Source organism: Bacteroidales bacterium, assembly GCA_013314715.1.
Taxonomy (GTDB): Bacteria; Bacteroidota; Bacteroidia; order Bacteroidales; family GWA2-32-17; genus Ch61.
On the sequence record JABUFC010000001.1, the window covers coordinates 68,522 to 90,483 of the forward strand.

A 21,962-nucleotide genomic window follows, 5' to 3' on the forward strand; every position below is an offset into this window, starting at 1 on the left:
GTGTGATTTTCGCACCCTTTTTTATTTTTAAAGGCTATGCTTAGTGTTTGTTTAAATATAGATAAAATTGAAGCAGGATGCGATGAGGCAGGTAGAGGTTGCTTAGCAGGTCCTGTATTTGCCGCAGCGGTTATTTTGCCACCCAACCTTATAATTGAAGGGCTTAACGATTCAAAACAGTTATCAGAAACCAAAAGATATGCATTGAGACCCATTATTGAGAAAATGGCTATTGATTTTGCTGTTGCATATTGTACTAACGACGAAATAGATCGTTTTAATATACTTAGGGCATCTATTATGGCTATGCATCGCTGTTTAGATAAATTAAAAGTCCGCCCAGAATTTATTGTGGTTGATGGCAATCGCTTTTACACATATCAAAATATTCCTCATCAAACCATTGTAAAAGGTGATGGTAAATATATGAATATTGCTGCTGCATCGGTTTTGGCTAAAACTTACCGTGACGATTTTATGTTAAAACTTCATCATGAATTTCCTCAATATCATTGGAATGAAAATAAGGGGTACCCTACACAAAAGCATGTGGAAGCTATTGAAAAATATGGATATACCAAGTATCACAGAAAATCATTTCATTTAAAAAGCGATCAATGGTCGTTATTTTAGTTCGTTAAGAATTTCTTCGGCAGTAGCATATCTTTTTTCAATTCCTTTTATTAAAAAATGTTCTATCGTGGCTGAGTCATAAAAATGAGGAGGTTTAGGGAATACAAATTTATCGGTAGCTTTGGTTATTATTTTGTGCCAAATATTATTTTTTAAATAATGATACGAAGGCTTCGCATTTAATTGCATGTGCATAAGTTGAATTGGATTGCAGTGCGAAAATGGTACAACTTCTGTCAGAATCTGAAACGCCACTAATGCCCACATATATAAATCGCTGCTGAAAGTGCATAAATCATAGCGGTTCAATATCATTTCGGGAGGTGCATAAATCATTGTAAATGGAATAATATAATTACGAGGTAGGGATTCGTTTAACGCTATACAATTTCCAAAGTCCAGCAAAAAAATTTTATCATATTGTATTAATATGTTTGAGGGTTTTAGGTCGGTGTGAATGTATTTTAATTGATGTAATCGCTGAAGTTCTTGAAGTATTTTAATAAGTATATTTTCCTTGTGTTGTTTTATTTCTTTTTTAAGCGGGAAATTAAGAGTAATACCGTCGATATAACGATAGTAAAAAAAAAGCTGGTTTTCTATTTCAACTTTTTGAGGTTGCAATTCGGGATATAAGGCATTCATAATTTCTGCTTGCCTCAAAAATCGCCTTTGCTCAAATGGATGATCGTGTTTTTTAGGTTTGTATTGTTTTACAACTATTTTGTCGTTATTCGGAAGTGTTAGCAGATAAGTAATTCCAAAGCGTCCATGATGCCATATGTGTTGAGTAGGGTCGAGCCATATATCATGGTTGTATAGTTGAATCCGCATTATTGAACGGGTTTAACTTCAATCCATTGACCTTTTAATTGTGCGGCTATGTCGTTGTTGTACATAGCTTCGCAATATACAGCTGGATGGTAAAATTTACCGGCAAAAGTAGCATTAACGGGTATTTTAAATGTTTTAGTCTGTTTAGGAGCTAAGCTAAAATAATACATTATTTTATCATCGCGGATGTCTTTGTATTCGTAAGTATAACTTGCTTCGTTGGTAGCTGTTTCTATAATGCGGTCATTTAATATTTCCCAACCAGAAGGTATCGTATAAGTTAGAGCTAAGCGATTTTGATACGTTGTGGTTGAGTTAGTAACCTGAATAATGGCATACATGTCGGTAGTTTGATATAAGTTGTTAATATCAATAATATTACCATTATATGCTTCGTATTGTAATTTGATTTGGAGACCTTTTTCAAACGATGTTTCATTGGCAATGGGAAGTACGGCTTTTCGTATAATTTGTGCATAAATAGGGAAATTCGATTGGTTTTGAATTTCGAATGAGTGTTTCTGGTCGGCTTTTTCTATTGTTAGAGATTTAATGTATTTAAAACTTTCAATATTTTGGGTTTTATTATCAATTTTGATAGTTGCTTTTAGCGAGGTTCTAATTTTTTCGCCATTAAAGTATTCTGAGCATGCAATTAGTGCAAAAGCAAGCGATTGAGTACTATACCATTGGTTCGACGATAACATTTTTGAAAGCTCTTTGATAAGTACAAAGGCATGGGTTCGTTTTCCTAATTTAGAAAAAGCAATAGCTGTTAATGCTTTTTCGCGCATGTCGCTGCCATAAATATCTTCAAACATACGAGGTTGGTAAGTTGGCTTGAACGATGTTAGGAGCTTATTAGCAATACTTGCTTTACCTTGATAAGCATAGGCAGCAGCAAGAGGATAGCGTGCAAAATCAGATAGATTGTTGTTTTGTAATAAGCGGTTCATGGCACCCATTTCAATTTGCCCTGCCATTGATAATGTGAATAAACGATAGGCTTGAATGTATTGCGATGATGGACCTTTATCCATCCATTTCTGAGCAGCTTGTTTTTGATAGTCTTTCCATTTATTTAACACGCCTGAGGGTAGTGTATAGCCTGCTTTTTGGGCTTCAATTAAAAAATGACCCGTGTACGAAGTTATCCAATCGTCAACATTTTGATCACCTGGCCAGTATGAAAAGCCTCCTTGATAAGTCTGAAATTTTTGTAATTTTTGAAGTGCTATTTTTATATTATTTTCAATTTCTTTGGCTTTAGAGGGAGCCAGATCGGCTAATTTTGTCAAATATAGTTGAGGAAAGGCTTTAGAAACAGTTTGTTCTAAACAACCATGAGGATAACCAATTAAATAATTCATGTGTTTTTCAATATTAAGAGGAGGTATTGCGCTTATTTCGAGGGTATTGAAGTTTGTGCCTTTAATACCTAAGGGAGTTATCGAATTGGATAAATTTTTACCGGCTTCAATAAGGTAATTTTGTGTTATGGTGGTAAATGGATTGGGGTTTCGAACGTAAATCTGAATGGTTGATGATGATTTTTCATTACCAGAAAATGCACTAACTTCAATGGTTGCAAGTCCTGTTGTGCTTTGAGCTAATAATTCAAAATAAAGTGTTTTGTCGGAATTATATTTTAGTGTTGTTTGCTGATTGTTTGAACCCATAAGGCTGATAGGTCCATTCACTTTTACAGAAACTTGAGCTTGATTTAAATTTTTATCGTTAGAGAATATAGTAACAGGCATCTTTATTTTATCGTTTGTCGAAAGAACTCTTGGCAATGAGGGTATTACCATAATGGGTTTAATTACTTTAACCGATTTTTCGGTATTCCCGTATGCTTCTTGATTGCGAGCTACTACCATTGCTCTTACTTCGCCCATGTAGTTTGGAATATCAATGGTGTGAGAATTTTTTGAACCAGCCTTAAGATGGAATGGTCCCATAAAAATAACCATAGGTTTAAAACGCTTGGCTTTTTGAGCTTCGATAGCATCTAGTGCTTCTTTTAAGGCTTCGTCTCCTCCAATAGTGATGATATTCATTAGTTTGCCTGCTAAACCTTGTATGATGTAATCGTATAAATCCCATTGAGTAAATAAATAAGCTTCTTTTGCATAAAAATATTCCCATGGGTTAGGTGTTTTAAAATGGGTGAGGCTTAGCAAGCCTTCATCTACAATGGCTAACGTATAATACATTTCTTTGCCTTGTTTTTCGCTTACAGATAAAGTGTATTTATTTTCAGCTTTTAAACTATTAGGCATTGTAATAATAGGATTTAAGTGCGATTGCGGATTTTCAACGTTTATTCGTTGTATGCCATACAAGCGAATCGGTTTATCGTTTTCTTTTTGTTGGTATGGTTGTATAAGAGTAATATGGGCATAAACGTTGGGACTCATATCGGCAGTTGCTTTAAATTGGTAGGTATTTATGCCTGCAACGGTATTGACCCATTGATAATGAATAATACCCTTGTTGTTTTCAAGAGATATTAAAGCTCTACCGTTTTTGCTTCCAGGAAACGATAATACAATATTATCATTAACATTATATTTTTCTTTATCGCTAGTAAAAATTAATTGGGTGGACGCTTGTTCGTGTTCGGTCATTTGTCTGCTACGCCATTCTGGCCAGTCAATGTAAACAATTTTACCCGCCGAATGATTACTTTCGAGGTCTTTAACTATTATCAAGTATCGTCCCCATTCAGGTTTATTGATGCGAATATTCCATTCTAGGTGTCCCTGATTGGTATGTAATGTGTCAGACATTACAAGTTTGAAATACGATTGAGCATTGTAATTAAAATCAAAATATTCATCGTTTTGATCCCACCACCAACGCCAGTCGAGCTTGTAAAGTCGACAATCAATACGATGCGATTCCTGTAATATTTTTCCTTGTGGTGTAACAGTTACAATATCGATACGATGGTTGCGGTCGGTATATAAAATGCCATATTCTTTATCTCCTTGAGGTGTTAATAATCCAACAAACGATGAGTATGGGCAATAATTGAATGTGGTTTGATCGATACTAAATTCACCACCTTTTTCGAAAACTTTAGTGGTAAAAACAGCTTTCATCATTCCAGAAGCCTCATCACTTACTGTAAAATTGGGAATAAAGCTAATATTGCCGTTTTCGTCAAGTTCTTTTGAAACAATATTTTCTGTTTGAGGATAATATTTTTTTGTTGGATCGTCGAAAACGAAATTTTTAAAAGCTTTAAAAGTAGTAGTAATTGGATATAATGTGCCATCTACTTGTACTTTCAATCCATTGGCGGGAGCACCATGTAGCCATTCAGAATGTAGATTGATATTTGTTTTTTCGTTAGGTGTTAAGATTTCTTGTGAGCTTGATAAATTTATTTTCAATCGGTTAGGCTTAATAGTTTCAATACTTAAAGTTTTAGAAAAGGTAGTAGCCCCTACTTTGACCTGTAGGGAGTAATTACCTGTTACAGCATCGTAAGGAGTTGCGGTGCGAAATGTATAAACATTGCTTTCATTTTTATTAAAAAGCTGTTTTTTGATTAAATTATGCATAGGGTCATAAAGCTCAAAAATAATGGGTTGTTTAGCAGGAAGCAAATTTCGACCTTCTTGAAGCATAAAGGTTAAATACAAACTATCGCCCGGACGCCATACACCACGTTCACCGTAAATATAGCCTTTTAATCCATTGGTAAATGATTGTCCCGAAACATCAAAAGCCGCTGTATTGAGTGATTGTCCATTGTTTAACTTAATATAGGCTTTCATATTTTCCTTTTGTGCAACAATAAATGAGGCTTCTTCTTTTAAGTCAAAAACAATTTTACCATCAGAATCGGTTATTCCTTTTGAAATACTTTGTTTGGGGTAGTTAAATACTTCAATTTCTACTCCCGTCATAGGTTCTGCATTGCTTATATTAGCAGCAAAAACAGTGATTTGATTATTGGGCGATTTTTTGACAATTAAAGCGATGTCGCTGGCATATACATTTTTTGATACACAATGATGACTGCCATAATAGGCTTTATGACAAGGATTTTCTCGGTTATCCCAATATTCGTAATAATCATAATCATCGTTATAATAGTAGTCGTAGTAGTCGCTGTATGAGTCAAAATAATCAAAGCTTTGATTGATATTTGAATTTTGAGTAATATTTTCGTTGCATGGATATAGTGTCTGGTGTTGTCTAAAACCTAACGATATTCGATAAATTGCACCCGGTTGAGTTTTTACGTATTTTGAAATGTCTAAATAAAAGCGTTTCCATTGATTTTTATCATTTGGGTTGATGTTTAATTTTACTGTACCTTTATAAATTATTTTTCCAACGCGTTGAAGCTCATCACTTCCATTATAGTTGTTGATTTGTAAAAACTGTAAAACATTGTTATCAAAAATTTGAACAATACGAACATCAACTTCTTTTAAGTTCATTGTTAAAAAAGGTATAATGCTTCCGTTTTGGTTTGTTGGAATAATAAAGCTTTCGTCGGCGAATTTTACTTGGGGTTTAATGTCTTCAAATGTAATAGCAAAGTCTTTTGAATCATTAAATGGCTTTTGGTGGGTATTTAAAATACCTTGATAAACATGTAAAGTAAAATCGCCAATAAGTGTTTCACTAGGGTATACGATTATTTCATTCGATTCAATAGTAAACCGCAATATCTGATCTTTTTCTAGCGTAATAAGTCCACCTAAATCTTGTTTGTCATCAATAGGATCGGAAAAAATAAGATGAATACTTTGTTCAGGATATTTGCGTACAATGCAATCTAACAATACAAATTGATTTAGCGATGGAATGTTGATCTCTTTTTTAATTTTTGATGATATACCTAATTTTGTTCCATTGCATTCGATACTTAAGAGAGCTGATTGTTCGGTACGAGGAACGCTATCAATAATAATCTGATAAGTTAATTGGTCGTTTGTATTGAGTTTAAAAGGTAAATTTTTTCCACTTAGTTGAACGGTTATACACGCTTGTATGTTTTCTAATGTTTCTATATCCGATAATTCTAAATTTGCTATTATTTGTTCAAGACTATAATTTGACCGTAGTGTTTTTATCGAATATTGTTCGATTTTAAAGGTTTGAGGAATAATAAAAAATGAGAAAATAAAATCGTTTAGCTTATTTACATTGATAATTTGGTTTATTTTAAATGTTGCAATGTATTGTTTTTCATAATCAAACGGTTTATTGGGCTTGAAGGCTAAAGTATATTCATCTTTCCAATATACTTTTCCATCAATAGAAGGTGAAAAGCTTAAAATGTTTTGTAAGTCTTCATTACTTATTGATTTGTTTATGTCAAGATTATGATTGAGTTCAATGACGATCTCGCTATTTCGCGATATATAACCTGAAGTAAAGGCATTGATGTATTCGGCATATTCTTCGTAATCAGAAAGCTCAGGCTTTGAAGGTTTAAATATTTTTACTAATGAAAAAACAAATGCTACTCCTAAAATTAGAATAGTAATGCTAATTAAAAGCTTTTTAGTATTCATAGTCTTGTTTTTGAAAGTTTAGTCAAACATACGAAATAAATATATATTGACAAAAAAATTACAATAGAAATAATTTAAATATATTGTTTATTCTGTTTTAAAAGCTAACGATTAAATGATTTAAAGATGTCGAAATGGCATTGAATTGTGATTGTGATAATGACATAGTGGCATATTTAGTTTAGGGATTGAAATTTGTAAATGTTAAATTCAAAAATAAAAAAATATGAATCTAGACAAATTTACAATTAAATCGAGAGAAGTTATTGAGCATGCTATTCAACTAGCCGAGCAACAACAAAATCAGGCAATTGAGAATGGTCATATACTGCAAGCTTTGTTCGATAAAGAAGAGAGTATTTTGCAGTATTTGTTAGGTAAAATGAATATTTCAACTGACGATTTAAAACGCGTTTTGCAGCAAATACTAAAATCTTATCCAAAGGTTCAAGGTGGTAATGTGTATTTATCGTCGTCTGCCGATAAAGCTATACGCAAGGCAAACGAATTGGCTGCTGAAATGGGCGACCAGTTCGTTGCTGTTGAACATTTACTGATTGGAATTGTTCAGGCAGGCGATAATATAGCCCAAATGCTTAAAGATTTTGGTGTTAAGGAAGATCTGCTCAAGAAAAGCATTCAAGAATTAAGAAAAGGAGCAAAGGTAAATAGTCAATCGGCCGAATCTTCGTACAATGCTCTCAACCGTTTTGCTATTAATCTGAACGAACAAGCTCGAAATGGAAAACTCGATCCTGTTATTGGTCGCGATGACGAAATTAGAAGGGTATTACAAATTCTTTCACGCAGAACTAAAAATAATCCTGTATTGATTGGTGAACCTGGAGTTGGTAAAACAGCAATTGTCGAAGGATTAGCTCATCGAATAGTAAAAGGCGATGTTCCCGAAAATCTTAAATCGAAGCAAGTCTTTTCGCTTGATATGGGAGCATTGATTGCCGGAGCTATGTATAAGGGCGAATTCGAAGAACGTTTGAAGTCTGTAGTTAAAGAAGTTATCGCCTCCGATGGTGAAATTATTTTGTTCATCGACGAAATACATACATTGGTGGGTGCTGGTAAGAGCGAGGGCGCTATGGATGCTGCCAATATTCTGAAACCGGCACTAGCTCGAGGCGAATTAAGAGCAATTGGTGCTACTACACTCAACGAATATCAAAAATATTTCGAAAAAGATAAAGCCTTAGAGCGTCGTTTTCAAATTGTAATGGTAGATGAGCCTAGCACTACCGATGCTATTTCTATTCTACGTGGTTTAAAAGAACGATATGAGTCGCATCATCGTGTGCGTATTAAAGACGAAGCTATCGTTGCATCGGTTGAGTTATCATCGCGTTATATCACCGATAGACATCTACCCGACAAAGCTATTGACTTGATTGACGAAGCTGCTTCGAAATTGCGTTTGGAAATGAATTCTGTGCCCGAAGAAATCGACGAACTCGAACGCCGTATTAAGCAACTCGAAATTGAACGTCAGGGTATTAAACGCGAGAACGATAAATTGAAATTATCGGTTATTGAAAAAGAATTAAGTGAACTTAATCAACAAAGAGCCGAATTACGATCCAAATGGGAAAACGAACGAAAAATAGTAAATGCTATACAAAAACAAAAAGAATTACTCGAGCAATATAAATATGAAGCGGAAGTTGCTGAACGCGAAGGTTTATACGATAAAGTAGCAGAACTCCGATATGGAAAAATGCGGGAGGCTCAGCAAAAAATTGAACAATTAAAAGAAGAACTCAAAAATGTTCAAGGCGAAAAGCCACTAATTAAAGAAGAAGTGGATGCCGAAGATATTGCCGAAGTGGTATCAAAATGGACGGGTGTGCCTGTTTCTCGTATGTTACAAAGCGAACGCGAAAAACTTTTACATCTCGAAGAAGAACTTCATAAACGTGTAGTAGGACAAGATGAGGCCATTAAGGCTGTTGCTGATGCCGTTAGACGAAGTAGGGCAGGTTTACAAGATGCTAAAAAACCTATCGGTTCCTTTATTTTCCTAGGTACAACAGGAGTCGGTAAAACCGAATTAGCTAAAGCTTTAGCAGAATTTTTGTTCGACGATGAAAATTTGATGACACGCATTGATATGAGTGAATATCAGGAACGTCATTCTGTATCGCGATTAATTGGTGCACCTCCGGGTTATGTTGGTTACGACGAAGGTGGTCAGTTAACCGAAGCTGTGCGTCGAAAACCATATTCCGTTGTTTTACTCGACGAAATCGAAAAAGCACATCCCGATGTATTTAACATATTGCTTCAAGTGTTAGACGATGGACGTTTAACCGATAATAAAGGTAGGGTGGTGAATTTCAAAAATACCATCATTATTATGACTTCTAATATTGGTTCACACATTATTTACGATGAGTTTGAAAATATAAAATTGCATAATAAAGACGAAGTACTCGAACGTACCAAAGAAAAAGTCTTACAGTTGTTGCGTCAAACTGTACGTCCTGAGTTTTTGAACCGTGTTGATGAAATTATAATGTTTGCTCCATTGATGAGCGATGACGTAAAAGAAATAGTGAAATTACAATTGAATCAATTAAAACAAATGCTTTTAAAGAATGGTATTAAAATGGATTATTCGCCGGCACTGGTCGATTGGATTGCCGATAGAGGTTTTGAAATTCAGTTGGGAGCTCGTCCTATTAAGCGGTTAATTCAACGCGAAATTGTGAACGAATTGTCTAAAGCTATTTTGCAAGGTGAAGTTCGTCCCGATAATGGTATTTATATCGATGTTAAGAATAATCAATTGCAATTTGAAAGTATTGTAGAAGCAGAGGAAATATAATATAAATCATATAATAAAAGAGGCTGACTTAAATTTGAGTCAGCCTCTTTTTTTTGTTAATAATTTTGATTATTGGTGTTAACCACCTTATGGACAATTTAAAGCATTCGGAATTTTGTTACTTTGAAATGCACTAGCACATTGTTAATATAGAAAATTCATAAAAACGTTTTTAAGTTAAACAATGGATGAATTATGATCTTAAAATATTCTTCTTCTGTGCCAATTAATATCGTTGTCTTTTTTTAAAAAGTTACAGGTAACGGTTGAGGCTATATGCAGTAAGGTATTTTGGGCTACTTTGCTGTCCACCAACACCGAAGTTCGAGCGGAGCAGAATGCTTGAATTTCAAGTGAAACCCTTATTGCATATAGCCTTTGTTAGCATTTGTTTATTTTTTTTTATAAATCCATACTCTGTTTTTTACAAGTCCGAATAGTATAGGGGTTAAAAACAGCAATACAATCGCAGCTAAACCTCTGTTCTGTTTGCGTTGTGCGCGAGTCTTACCACCCGGACTAATAAAATTTATCAAATAAATAGCAAAAATAACTCCTAAAGGAATTTTTGTAATAAAAGCCAGCAATGTTTTAAAAATATTCCGATTGTCCTGGAAAGTTGTTATTAATATCCATATCAATAAACCGCATTCAATAACGATAAGGATATTTCTTACAATATCATTTTGAACTTTATCTCCAATCAGAATAAAAAGTCCTACGGGTGCAAGCACCAGCATAAATACTTTTGTAAGGTCTGCAAAATCTCTGTAAACTGTTATAGTTTTTGTAAAACCGAGGATTATTCCGAGAAGCAAAATAGCTATACCAATGTAAATGTAATATTCAGACGGTATGTTTTTGAAGAGCTCCATTACCTATTTTTTATATTTTTTTATTATTGAAATTGCTAATTCTGTACATTCTGCAATAGCTTTCTTGAATTTTCTTTTTCCCATTTTCTCCTCATTAAAATCAATTATTATTGCTGTATCATCTTTAGAATTGGGTAATATTTCATAGTTACTATCATATTTTTTACTTATAAAGTTGGATAATGCATCAAAAACATCTGATTGAATTTTTTTGATTTCATCAGATGTTGCCTGTTCCGAGCTATAATTTAAACCATAAACTAATGTGCCTTTTTGAACATAAATTACAAGAACACCTTCCTCTAAAGGCTGTATGGGGACAAACTTTGCTCTTAATTTAGACTTAGGGTCTTCATTTGTAATAAACAAATATTCTAATCCTTGTCCTTTTTCTGGGTCATAATTTTCACGATTATAACGAGGTCCCATTAAAAAGTCAACATTCTTTTTTTGAATAGCTGCCAATACCTCTTTGGCTATTTGAGTATAGGTTTCTGCATTCTTTTTTATAGTTGTCGCAACAAGCAATACTAAAACAGGAATAGCCACTTGCGTAAAATTGATTATAGAACTCAATAATTCGTTTGTGTCGAAATTATTATTTATTAAAAGGCCAATAATTGCCAGAACACTCATAATACCTAGTGCAAGAGACAGCATTTCGTTTATTCTTTCTTTATCCATAAAATATATTTTTAAATGTTAAACGCCTTTATTATTTTACCATCATAATTATAACCAATAGTTTTATTTTCAAAATATTCTGTCATTTTTTGTTTTTCAGCACTGTTTGGAAGAGTTCTAACAAAATTATATATTTTCTCCCAGGTCAGACGGGAAAATTTTCTTTCGGGTGCTTCAACAATGTGTTTGTCAAACTCTGCTTCAATTTCTGGTTCCCGGGATTGCATTAACAAGATATAAAATTCAAAGTCAGTATTAAGTTGTTTAGCCATCCAACTACCTAGTAACCAATATCGCATAAGTTCGTATCGTTCTTCTTTAATGGCAATAGTTTCGTAGTCTGATTTAAATATTTGTTGAAACAGTTTTTTGCCTCCTGTTTCGTATTTTTTTCTATTATGCAAATCACTTGGCTTAGTTTCATTCTTTGCTGTCAGTTTTGCTTCTAAAAAATATAAAACTTTGTCCGTTTTTATAATAATGTCTGGCTCTGAACCTCTGGTAATGGTTTCACCAAATTCAATACGTGCTTTATTCAATAATGACCAGTTCGATTTTTCTTTTGGTGAGTAAGACCATAAAATTAATTCTGTTTCTTTTATTCTTTTTTGTGATAAGTCAGTTAGAAATTTTACCAGAAAGTCTTGTCTGTCAAGAAATCTCATAACATTCCAAGTTAGTGCATCCTCGCTGTTGTCTCGTGCAATTCGACTTTCTCTTTTGACTTTTAAAATTTCTTCATATAGTATCTTGTCAGAATTGTCAAACCATAACAAATTTTCCTGCTCTGTTTCATACTCAAAAGTTGTTGGCGAAATATAGATTTTATGGATAGGACATTGATATTTTTGTTCTCTTTTAAAAACTTGTCTTTGTCGCTCAACTTTTATTGAACAATCTTTCACAGGACATTCAACCGAATTTTCTTCGATTTTTATTTCTGGCTTTAATTCTTTCAGTCCGAACATAATTGTCTGTTGATCTTTATAAATAAATGCTAACTCGTTTATAACCTTACCAAAAGTAATTATATACATCTATTTTGGGTGTATAACCGTACTTTTTTAGGTGTTTTTATGCAAAAATAATTATTATTTTCAAATCATCAAAAGGAGATTTAATTTTTTGTAAACTTTTTTGAGACACATGAGTATATATTTTCTTAGTCTTTGAACTTTTATGGACTAAAAGTTCTTGGATATTGGTAACTCAGTCCCTGATTTAAGCAAGTGTATTTAATAGCTATATCGAAACCAAAAAAAAGTTTAGGGCTTTCCAAACAACTCATATAGAATGAATTGGCTTAAAAAAATCGAATACTTTTTGAAACTAAAAATGGTATTATTACCTTCGCAGCAAAAAAATATGTTACGAACACATACTTGTGGTGAATTAAGAATACATGATGTAAATAAAGAAGTTAAGCTTAGTGGCTGGATACAACGTATTCGCGATAAAGGTGCAATGATTTGGATCGATTTACGCGACCGATACGGAATTACACAACTGGTTTTTTATAGAGATGAATGCAGTCAAGAAATGCTTTCAAAAGTATATTCTTTGGGACGTGAATATGTAATTCAAATAAAAGGTATCGTTGTCGAACGGGAATCAAAAAATTCAAAAATTCCTACAGGCGACATAGAAATTAAAGTATCAGAATTAAATATTTTAAATGAATCGTTAACTCCTCCATTTACAATAGAAGACGATACAGATGGGGGCGATGAATTAAGAATGAAATACCGTTACTTAGATTTGCGTCGAAACGTAGTAAAAGAAAAATTAGAACTACGTCATCGTTTGGCTCAGACCACTCGAACTTATCTTGATCAACATAATTTTTTAGAAATAGAAACCCCTTTTTTAATTAAATCTACTCCCGAGGGTGCTCGCGATTTTATCGTACCTTCGAGGTTGCATCCTGGCGAATTTTATGCTTTGCCTCAATCGCCACAAACATTTAAGCAATTGCTTATGGTTTCGGGGTTCGATCGTTATTTTCAATTAGTTCGATGTTTTCGCGATGAAGATTTACGAGCCGATCGTCAACCTGAGTTTACACAAATAGACTGTGAAATGTCATTTGTAGAACAAGAAGATATACTTCAAATTTTTGAAGGACTCATTCGTTATTTATTTAAAAAAGAAAAAAACATCGAACTTCCCAAATTCCCTCGTATAACTTATACCGAAGCTATACAAAAATATGGTAGCGACAAACCCGATATTCGCTTCGGAATGGAGTTCCAAGATATAGCAACCATAGTCAAAGGAAAAGGATTTAAAGTATTTGATGAGGCTGAAACCATTTTAGCTATCAACGCAAAAGGCTGTAATAGTTTTACACGTAAACAAATAGACGAATTAACAGAGTTTGTTAAACGACCTCAAATTGGGGCTGGAGGGCTTATTTATATCCGTTATCAAGAAGATAGCACGATAAAGTCATCGGTAGATAAGTTTTATACTTCTGACGATTTAAAAGTAGTTTGCGAATATTGTCAGGCACAACCAGGCGATATGATTTTGATATTAGCTGGCAGAAAAAAACAAACTTACAAGGCTATGAGTGAATTGCGACTCGAAATGGGTAACCGATTGGGACTTAGACCTAGCCATGTTTATGCTCCTCTTTGGGTAATTGATTTCCCTCTATTCGAATGGGACGACGAAACTCAACGTTACTATGCTATGCACCATCCTTTTACATCGCCAAAAAACGAAGATATTCCTTTGCTTGATACAGATACAAGTGCTGTAAGAGCCAACGCATACGATTTGGTGATAAATGGCGTTGAAATAGGCGGAGGGTCAATACGTATTCACTCACGCGAAGTGCAAAAGAAAATGTTTAATATTTTAGGTTTTACCGATGAGCAAACACAACAACAATTTGGCTTTCTTTTAGGCGCTTTTGAATATGGAGCACCTCCACATGGAGGAATAGCATTAGGCTTTGACCGCTTATGTGCTATGTTTGGTGGAAGCGAAAGCATTCGCGATTATATCGCATTCCCCAAAAACCAAGCAGCACGCGATACTATGATTGATGCACCATCTACGGTTAGCGAAGAACAATTAAAAGAACTAAATATTGCTATCTCTGTTTACAAACAATAGTTTGAATACATGACAAAATGTTAATTTTAAAATTTAATTTTTTTATTACATCTTTGTACAAAAATTTAAAATTGGAACAATGGAAATTAAAAATTATTTAAAAGGTGGTGAATTTTTAATTCACGATGCAAAATTTAGTAATGTATTTATTCCTGAAGAATTCAGCGAAGAACAACGTATGATTGCCGATATGTGTCAAGATTTTCTCGAAAAAGAAGTTTTCCCTAATCTCGACCGTATCGATGCACAAGAAAAAGGCTTAATGCCATTGTTGTTAAAAAAAACAGGTGAATTAGGATTATTAGGTTTATCTATTCCTGAAGAATACGGCGGTTATGGACAATCGTTTGTAACTTCTATGATTGCTGCCGATGTTCTTGGAGCAGGACATTCATATGCAGTGGCATATTCTGCTGATACTGGCATAGGTACACTCCCATTGTTGTACTATGGAAGCGAAGAGTTAAAGCAAAAATATTTACCCAAAATTGCAACCGGTGAATTGTTAACTGCTTATTGCCTTACCGAACCTGGTGCCGGCTCCGATGCCAATAGCGGACGTACGCGTGCCGTTTTATCCGAAGATGGCAAACACTATATTTTAAACGGACAAAAAATGTGGATAACCAATGGTGGCTTTGCCGATATTTTAACCGTTTTTGCTAAAGTTGATAACGACAAAATATTAAGTTGCTTCCTTGTTGAACGTAATACTCCTGGTGTTACATTTGGAGCAGAAGAACATAAAATGGGTATTAAAGGTTCTTCAACGGTACAAATATTTTTTAACGACTGCAAAATACCGGTTGAGAATATGATTGGCAAACGTGGCGAAGGTTTTCGTATTGCTCTTAATATTCTTCATATCGGACGTATTAAATTAGGTGCTAATGTGATTGGTTCCATAAAAAGAGCCATCAATCATTCGGTACAATATGCCAATGAACGTAAGCAGTTTGGACAGTTAATTAGCAATTATGGAGCCATTAAATATAAATTAGCCGAACAAGTTATACGTTGTTTTGCTAATGAATCAGCACTTTACAGAACCTCTGCTTATGTTGACGAAACCATACAAAACGAAATGAACAATGGTAAGAAAAAAGAAGAAGCTTACCTCACTGCTATTGGCGAATATGCTTTAGAAGCTGCTATTCTTAAAGTATTTGGTTCTGAAGTATTGGATTATGTGGTTGACGAGGCTGTTCAAATTCACGGAGGTATGGGGTTCTCTGCCGAAATGCCCGTCGATCGTTGTTATCGCGATTCACGTATCAATCGAATATTCGAAGGAACTAACGAAATCAACCGTTTAGTTGTTGCTGACCAATATTTAAAATTAGCAAAAAAATCTGATTCTCCACTTGCTAATAAAGCTAAAGAATTATATAATAACCTTGAACAATTGTTGCCTGCTAGTTATTCATCAGATTATTTTGAGTATAAAACCAATTTAATTGAAAATTTCAAAAAAGCTGTTTTGATTACTCAATATGCTGCATATGAAACATTAGGTAAACAATATTCGGGCGAACAAGAAATTCAAATGAATATTTCGGATATGATTATTCAAACCTATGCTGCCGAATCGTTGATGCTTAGAGTTAAAAAATTAATGAATTTAAAAGCTGATTCAGAGATTGCTATATACAAAGATATTCTTGATGTATTTGTACAGGAAGCAGCTCTTAAAATTTATGGTTATGCAATAGATGCTGTTGCATCGTTTGCTAATAGTGATGATTATAAGAAAATACAAATGGCATTAACTAAGCTAATGACTTTTGAGCCTGTAAATGTTAAAGAAGCTCGTCGCCGTATTGCCAATAAACTCATTGAAGATAATATTTATAAATTTTAGTAATTATTAGCTAATTTGTATTTTTATCTTACCACTTTATTTAGATTATCGTATTTTCGAAGTCTAAGTAAAGTGGTTTTTTATTAAGTATTGAGACCTTTTCAACCTAAGTAGGATGAATAAACAAATTCAATCAGGCTAATAAAAATTGTAATATTTTTAGAAGAATAAATTCTACACTCACCGTCATACCGAGCCTGTCGAGGTATAACCATACACAAAACTAAATAAGCATTGGGGTCATTCTTCGTCAAGCTCAGAATGACGACAAAAAGATTGGACTCGATCAAAAAAGAAGTTTTGCAAAGGTTTTGTATTAGAATTAGAACAATTAATTTTAATAAGAACATTAAAAAAGTATTTTTTTATTACGAATCGATGTTGTATTTTTTTGTTTTTTAATGGTATGATAATCAAAAAATGTAAATAAATTTTTACACTTAATTCATTACCTTTGCAAAAAAAAAATATGCGTTATATATATATCCTTTTATTAGTTTGGGCTCTAAGTGCTCAATCGCAAACAACGGGTTACTATTTTGTAGCATTTAAAGATAAAGCTTATAATACTTATAGCCTAAATGTCCCTTCTGCTTTTTTGTCACAGCGAGCCCTAGACAGAAGAACACGTCAGCAGATAATTATTGATAGCCTCGATTTACCTGTTAGCGATAATTATATAAATCAATTAACTGCTTTAGGTTTCAACATACATAGTAAATCTAAATGGTTAAATGGGGTTATTGTTATTTTAAATAATTCGACCGATTTTAATACCATTCAAACTCTTCAATTTGTTAAGTCAATTAAATATTTGCGTCCTCTCAATCCTGTAAAATCTAAGATTGAAAAATTTGAGGTGGCTACTAAGCAATACAATTATGGCTATGCAGCTAACCAAATAGAAATGATGAATGGGCAGTACCTTCATAATTTGGGCAAAAAGGGTGAGGGAATGCTTATTGCTGTTTTAGATGCTGGTTTTATAGGAGTTGATACCATTCGATATTTTGATTCATTGCATGTTCAGAATCGTATTGTACTTACTCGTGATATAGTTGATGGCTACAACGATTCATACGTTTACGAAAGTCATCCTCACGGAACGATGGTTTTATCTACAATGGTGGTTTTGCGAAATAATGAATTTGTAGGTACTTCGCCTAAAGCCTCCTATGCTTTAATCCGAACAGAAGAAGGAGCACACGAATATATACTTGAGGAATATGCATGGGTAATAGGTGCAGAATTAGCCGATAGCATAGGGGCTGATGTAATTAACTCCAGTTTAGGATATACAACGTTTGACGATAGTACAATGAACCATACGTGGGCTGATTTGACGGGTAGAGTAGCGGTATCGAGTATAGCTGCTACTATTTGTGCCCGCAAAGGTATGATTGTATGTGTGAGTGCAGGTAATTCAGGCGATGATATTTGGCGTAAAATAGGATCTCCTGCCGATGCCGATAGTGTATTAACGGTTGGGGCTGTCGATGCCAACAGAAATTATGCATATTTTAGCTCTCAAGGTTATTCAGCCGATGGGCGTGTTAAACCCGATGTAAGCGCACAAGGGTTATCGTCAGCCATCATTCGCGAAGATGGCACATTAACGTTTGGCAGCGGTACTTCATTCTCGTCGCCCATATTATGTGGGCTTGTTACTTGCTTGTGGCAAGCTAACCCTCAAAAAAATAATATGGAAATAATAGAGGCAGTCCGTAAATCGGCTAGTCAATATAATACTCCAGACAGCCTTTTAGGCTATGGAATACCTAATTTTGAGTTGGCAAATCATATTTTAGCGGGAATAGATGCTAATTTTCAAAACAATTGGTTAGTAAAATCTGTATATCCTAACCCTTGTGAGCAGGGAGTTACTATAAACTACTCATCGCCAGTTTATACACAGGTTCAAATTTCAATGTTTTCTGTTGATGGAAAGTTGGTTTATCAATTATTCCCTTGGTTTGAACTTACCAATGAGGGAAGTCTTTATATTCCAATGTCGGCTTTTGATAAGGGTTATTATTGGTTTGAAATTTATTCTAACGAAGCTAAGGTGGTGATTCCCGTAGTAAAAAAGTAACTATGTCCGATAAACATATAAAACTTAGCCAGTTAGCCGTATTAGTAAAAGAAGTAATTAATATTTCTTTTTCGCAACATATATGGGTAAAGGCTGAGATTAGCGAACTTCACGAAAACCGCAATGGAAATTGTTATTTAGAACTAATAGAAAAAGATAATGAAAGCGACAAAATAATAGCAAAGTTCAGAGCTATTATTTGGGATAAAACCTATCGTTTATTAAAACCATATTTTGAATCGACTACTCATTCAAATCTTAAGGCAGGCATAAATGTATTAGTTTTAGTAAAGGTTGAGTATAACGAAGTATATGGTATTTCTTTGCAGATAATAGATATTGACCCTACATATACTATTGGAGACTTAGAGCAACGAAGAGCATTGGTTATTCAGCAACTTGTTTCCGATGGTGTATTTGAAATGAACAAAGAACTCGAATTTCCTTTAGTCCCCCAACGAATAGCCATCATCTCGTCTGATACAGCTGCCGGATACGAAGATTTTTGCAATCAGTTGAATCATAACCCTTATGGTTTTAAATACAAAATAACGCTATTTAAAGCTTTTATGCAAGGTGATTTAGCAGAGCAAAGTATTATACAGGCTATGGAAAAGATTCCCGTTCAACAATATGATGTGCTTGTTATTACTCGTGGTGGAGGCAGTAAAAGCGATTTAGCATGTTTCGACCACTACGATTTAGCTAATAATATTGCACAATTTCCATTGCCTGTCATCGCCGCTATTGGACATGAACGCGATACTTCTGTAGCCGATTTAGTAGCTCATACTCGTGTTAAAACTCCTACTGCAGCTGCTGAATATATTATTCAAAAAACAGCTGAATATTGGCAGTATATAAATTCATTGTACAACAATGTAACGCAATATTCTAGTGAAATAATTGAAAAAGAGTTTAATAAATTAGAACAAGCTACTAAAACGATTAGGAATGTTCAAAATATTCTTAAAATAAAAAAACAACAATTGTGGTATAATAGCGAAAAAATTAATTGGACAGTACAGAAGAATTTGAAAAAAGAGCAACAATCATTATTATTACTCAAGCGTCAATTCAATAATATAACTAAACGTGTCATTCTTTTACAACATAAACAATTAAGCCAAAAGGTTCATCAATTAGCAAACGTTATAAAAGTTCAAATAAAAATGAATGAACAAAACCTTCATCATATTGAGAAAACAATCGATGCTTATAATCCGAAACATGTTTTAGCTAGGGGATATTCCATCACTATGAAAAATGGTAAAGTGGTAAAGGCAGTCGATTTTATTAAAAATGATGATATCATTGAAACAATTTTAAGTAATGGTAAAATCGAAAGTAAAGTAATAAAATAATTCATAAAGCTATGGCAAAGAAAGAATTATCGTATAAATTAGCAATGGAAGAACTTGAAAGCATTGTTAAACAATTAGAAGATGAAGATGTAGATGTTGATAAACTTGCCGGAATGATTCAAAGGGCATCCGAACTTATTCAATTTTGTAAAGCTCGTTTAATAAAAAGTCAGGAAGAAGTAGAAAAGGCACTAAAAATGTTTAACGAAGAAAATGAAGATTAATTTTGTAAAGAAAGATTGGACTAAAAGTAATTTTATTACCATTATCAGTTTTACCTTAAAACAGTATCTGTTTTGGATGCTGTATTTTCAGCTTTTGCGTCTTATTTTTTTAGTATATAATTGGTCTGAAATTGGCGATAGTGATTTTGTTGAAGTAATAAAAGCTTTTTGGTATGCCATTTATCTCGACAATTCGACTACTGGTTACATCATGATGTTTCCAATATTTGTTACTATTATTAAATCGTTATTTCAAACCAATTTTTTTAATCATTTATTGCGAGTTTATCATGGACTTTTTATATTTATTGCAACCTCTATAAGTATTGCCGAATTGCCTCTTTATGACGAATGGAAAGTTAAAATAAATTACAAAGCTATTTCATATTTAAGTCGACCTAATGAAGTATTTCAAACAGCATCTGTTACAGAAGTAATATTTGGCTTTTTGTCTATTGCATTTATTGTATTTATAGCTATTTGGGCTTTTAATAGGTGGATTTTTCCAAAAACTAAAATGCAACGAAGTTTTATTGCTTCGTTAGCACATTTATTTTTATTACCAATTTGCTTTATTTGGGGCATAAGAGGAGGTTTACAAGAAATACCGATTCATCAAGCAGATGTTTATTATTCAAAAAATAATTTTTTAAATTTAGTAGCGGTAAACTCTGCTTGGAATTTAGGATCCAGCATTGATAAAAATCATTACTTTAAAAACACGAATCCTTTTATATTTCTTTCGTTCAAAGAAGCTAAATTTAAGGTCGATAGTTTATACAATGTACCAAAAGACACATCTATAAGGGTTTTAAATATAAAAAATAAACCCAATATTGTTATTTTATTACTAGAAAGCTGGTCGGCAGATTGTATTAAGAGTTTAGGCGGTTACGATAGTATTACTCCCAATTTTGATGCATTAGCTCAAGAAGGAATATTATTTACTAATGTTTTCGGAAGTGGTGGTTTGAGCGATCAGGGAATAGCAGCTGTTTTAAGTGCTCAACCTGCATTACCCGAAGTAATTATTGTTAATCAGCCCGATAAATTTATTAAATTACCAAGTATTTCATCCGATTTAAAAAAACAGGGCTACTATACTTTTTTTATGTTTGGTGGGCAATTAAGTTATGGTAATATTAAGGCATATTTAATGACCAAAGATTTCGATAAGATTATAGAAGGTAACGATTTTCCATCAAAAATTCCAAGAGGTAGGTTAGGCATACATGATGAATATTTGCTTAATTTTTTTGCAGACTCATTGCATATGTTACGACAACCTTTCTTTTCAATGGTATTTACCTTATCGAGTCATAATCCATACGATATGCCCTATGCCGAAAAATTTAATTGGGGAGGTGATGCCCAAAAATATATTAATTCAATGGCATATGCAGATAGTAGTTTAGGTGTGTTTTTTAATAAAGTTAAAAAAATGCCTTTTTATAAAAATACTCTCTTTGTTTTAGTGTCTGACCATAGTCACAATTCTCCCAAAGGGTGGCATCCATATGCTCAGCAATATCGTCGAATAGCTATGATGCTATATGGCGAACCTATTAAAAAAGAATACAGAGGTTATAAAGTAAATCTCTATTGCTCGCAAACCGATTTAGCTAAAACACTTATGAAGCAATTGGGATATGCATGTAGTAACTATCGTTGGAGTAAAGATTTATTTAATCCATATTCAAAATCGTTTTGCTATTATGCATATGATGCTGGTTTTGGTTGGGTTAGCGATAGCAATTATTTTGCTTATCTACACGAAGATAAAAGTTTGTTATTTCATCAATTTGCAAGTAAAGCCGATAGCATCAATACCCTAAAAACAGGTAAAGCATATTTGCAGTTATTATTTCAAGAATACCTAGATTTTTAATTTTT

At 33.4% G+C, this 21,962-nt stretch carries 13 protein-coding genes; 8 read left to right on the forward strand and 5 right to left on the reverse strand.

All coding sequences use genetic code 11. From position 1 onward, the window contains the following. The first annotated feature begins 36 nt into the window (after nt 1–36). The gene (locus HPY79_00250; GenBank protein ID NSW44250.1) at nt 37–633 is read left to right on the forward strand and encodes a ribonuclease HII; all 597 of its coding nucleotides are present in this window, start codon (nt 37–39) and stop codon (nt 631–633) included. Here the strand turns inward: HPY79_00250 and HPY79_00255 are convergent. Next, nucleotides 625–1,467, reverse strand: a complete 843-nt coding sequence (locus HPY79_00255; GenBank protein ID NSW44251.1) for a protein kinase — start codon at nt 1,465–1,467, stop codon at nt 625–627. The genes HPY79_00250 and HPY79_00255 overlap by 9 nt on opposite strands. Next, nucleotides 1,467–7,010 (reverse strand): hypothetical protein, encoded by a 5,544-nt coding sequence (locus HPY79_00260; GenBank protein ID NSW44252.1) that lies wholly within the window; start codon nt 7,008–7,010, stop codon nt 1,467–1,469. Before HPY79_00260 ends, HPY79_00255 begins: the two co-directional genes overlap by 1 nt. Before the next feature lie 226 nt (nt 7,011–7,236). On the opposite strand from HPY79_00260, the gene clpB reads away from it, so the two are divergent. Then, a complete protein-coding gene (gene clpB, locus HPY79_00265; GenBank protein NSW44253.1) occupies nt 7,237–9,846 on the forward strand; it encodes an ATP-dependent chaperone ClpB in 2,610 nt (869 codons plus the stop codon). Between the two features lie 392 nt (nt 9,847–10,238). On the opposite strand, the gene HPY79_00270 is transcribed toward clpB, so the two are convergent. The 3 genes from HPY79_00270 to HPY79_00280 are packed head-to-tail and all read right to left on the reverse strand — an operon-like array spanning nt 10,239 to nt 12,373. After that, the gene (locus HPY79_00270; GenBank protein ID NSW44254.1) at nt 10,239–10,721 is read right to left on the reverse strand and encodes a hypothetical protein; all 483 of its coding nucleotides are present in this window, start codon (nt 10,719–10,721) and stop codon (nt 10,239–10,241) included. 3 nt (nt 10,722–10,724) lie between these two features. Next, nucleotides 10,725–11,405, reverse strand: a complete 681-nt coding sequence (locus tag HPY79_00275; GenBank protein ID NSW44255.1) for a hypothetical protein — start codon at nt 11,403–11,405, stop codon at nt 10,725–10,727. An 11-nt stretch (nt 11,406–11,416) separates the two neighbouring features. Further along, nucleotides 11,417–12,373, reverse strand: coding sequence for a hypothetical protein (locus tag HPY79_00280; GenBank protein NSW44256.1), 957 nt, complete (start codon nt 12,371–12,373; stop codon nt 11,417–11,419). Between the two features lie 397 nt (nt 12,374–12,770). Between HPY79_00280 and aspS the strand changes: the two genes are divergently transcribed. The 6 genes from aspS (at nt 12,771) to HPY79_00310 (ending at nt 21,957) form a co-directional block, all read left to right on the forward strand. Then, on the forward strand, nt 12,771–14,528 hold the full coding sequence (gene aspS / locus HPY79_00285) for an aspartate--tRNA ligase (protein ID NSW44257.1): 1,758 nt from the start codon (nt 12,771–12,773) through the stop codon (nt 14,526–14,528). Nucleotides 14,529–14,607: 79 nt separating this feature from the next. After that, a complete protein-coding gene (locus HPY79_00290) occupies nt 14,608–16,389 on the forward strand; it encodes an acyl-CoA dehydrogenase family protein (protein NSW44258.1) in 1,782 nt (593 codons plus the stop codon). A 469-nt stretch (nt 16,390–16,858) separates the two neighbouring features. After that, complete coding sequence (locus HPY79_00295; protein NSW44259.1) at nt 16,859–18,481, forward strand: S8 family serine peptidase; 1,623 nt, start codon at nt 16,859–16,861, stop codon at nt 18,479–18,481. 2 nt (nt 18,482–18,483) lie between these two features. After that, a complete protein-coding gene (locus tag HPY79_00300; protein ID NSW44260.1) occupies nt 18,484–19,845 on the forward strand; it encodes an exodeoxyribonuclease VII large subunit in 1,362 nt (453 codons plus the stop codon). Between the two features lie 11 nt (nt 19,846–19,856). Beyond that, nucleotides 19,857–20,069 (forward strand): exodeoxyribonuclease VII small subunit, encoded by a 213-nt coding sequence (xseB, locus tag HPY79_00305; GenBank protein NSW44261.1) that lies wholly within the window; start codon nt 19,857–19,859, stop codon nt 20,067–20,069. Then, nucleotides 20,059–21,957, forward strand: a complete 1,899-nt coding sequence (locus tag HPY79_00310) for an LTA synthase family protein (protein NSW44262.1) — start codon at nt 20,059–20,061, stop codon at nt 21,955–21,957. Before xseB ends, HPY79_00310 begins: the two co-directional genes overlap by 11 nt. Nucleotides 21,958–21,962: the final 5 nt, after the last annotated feature.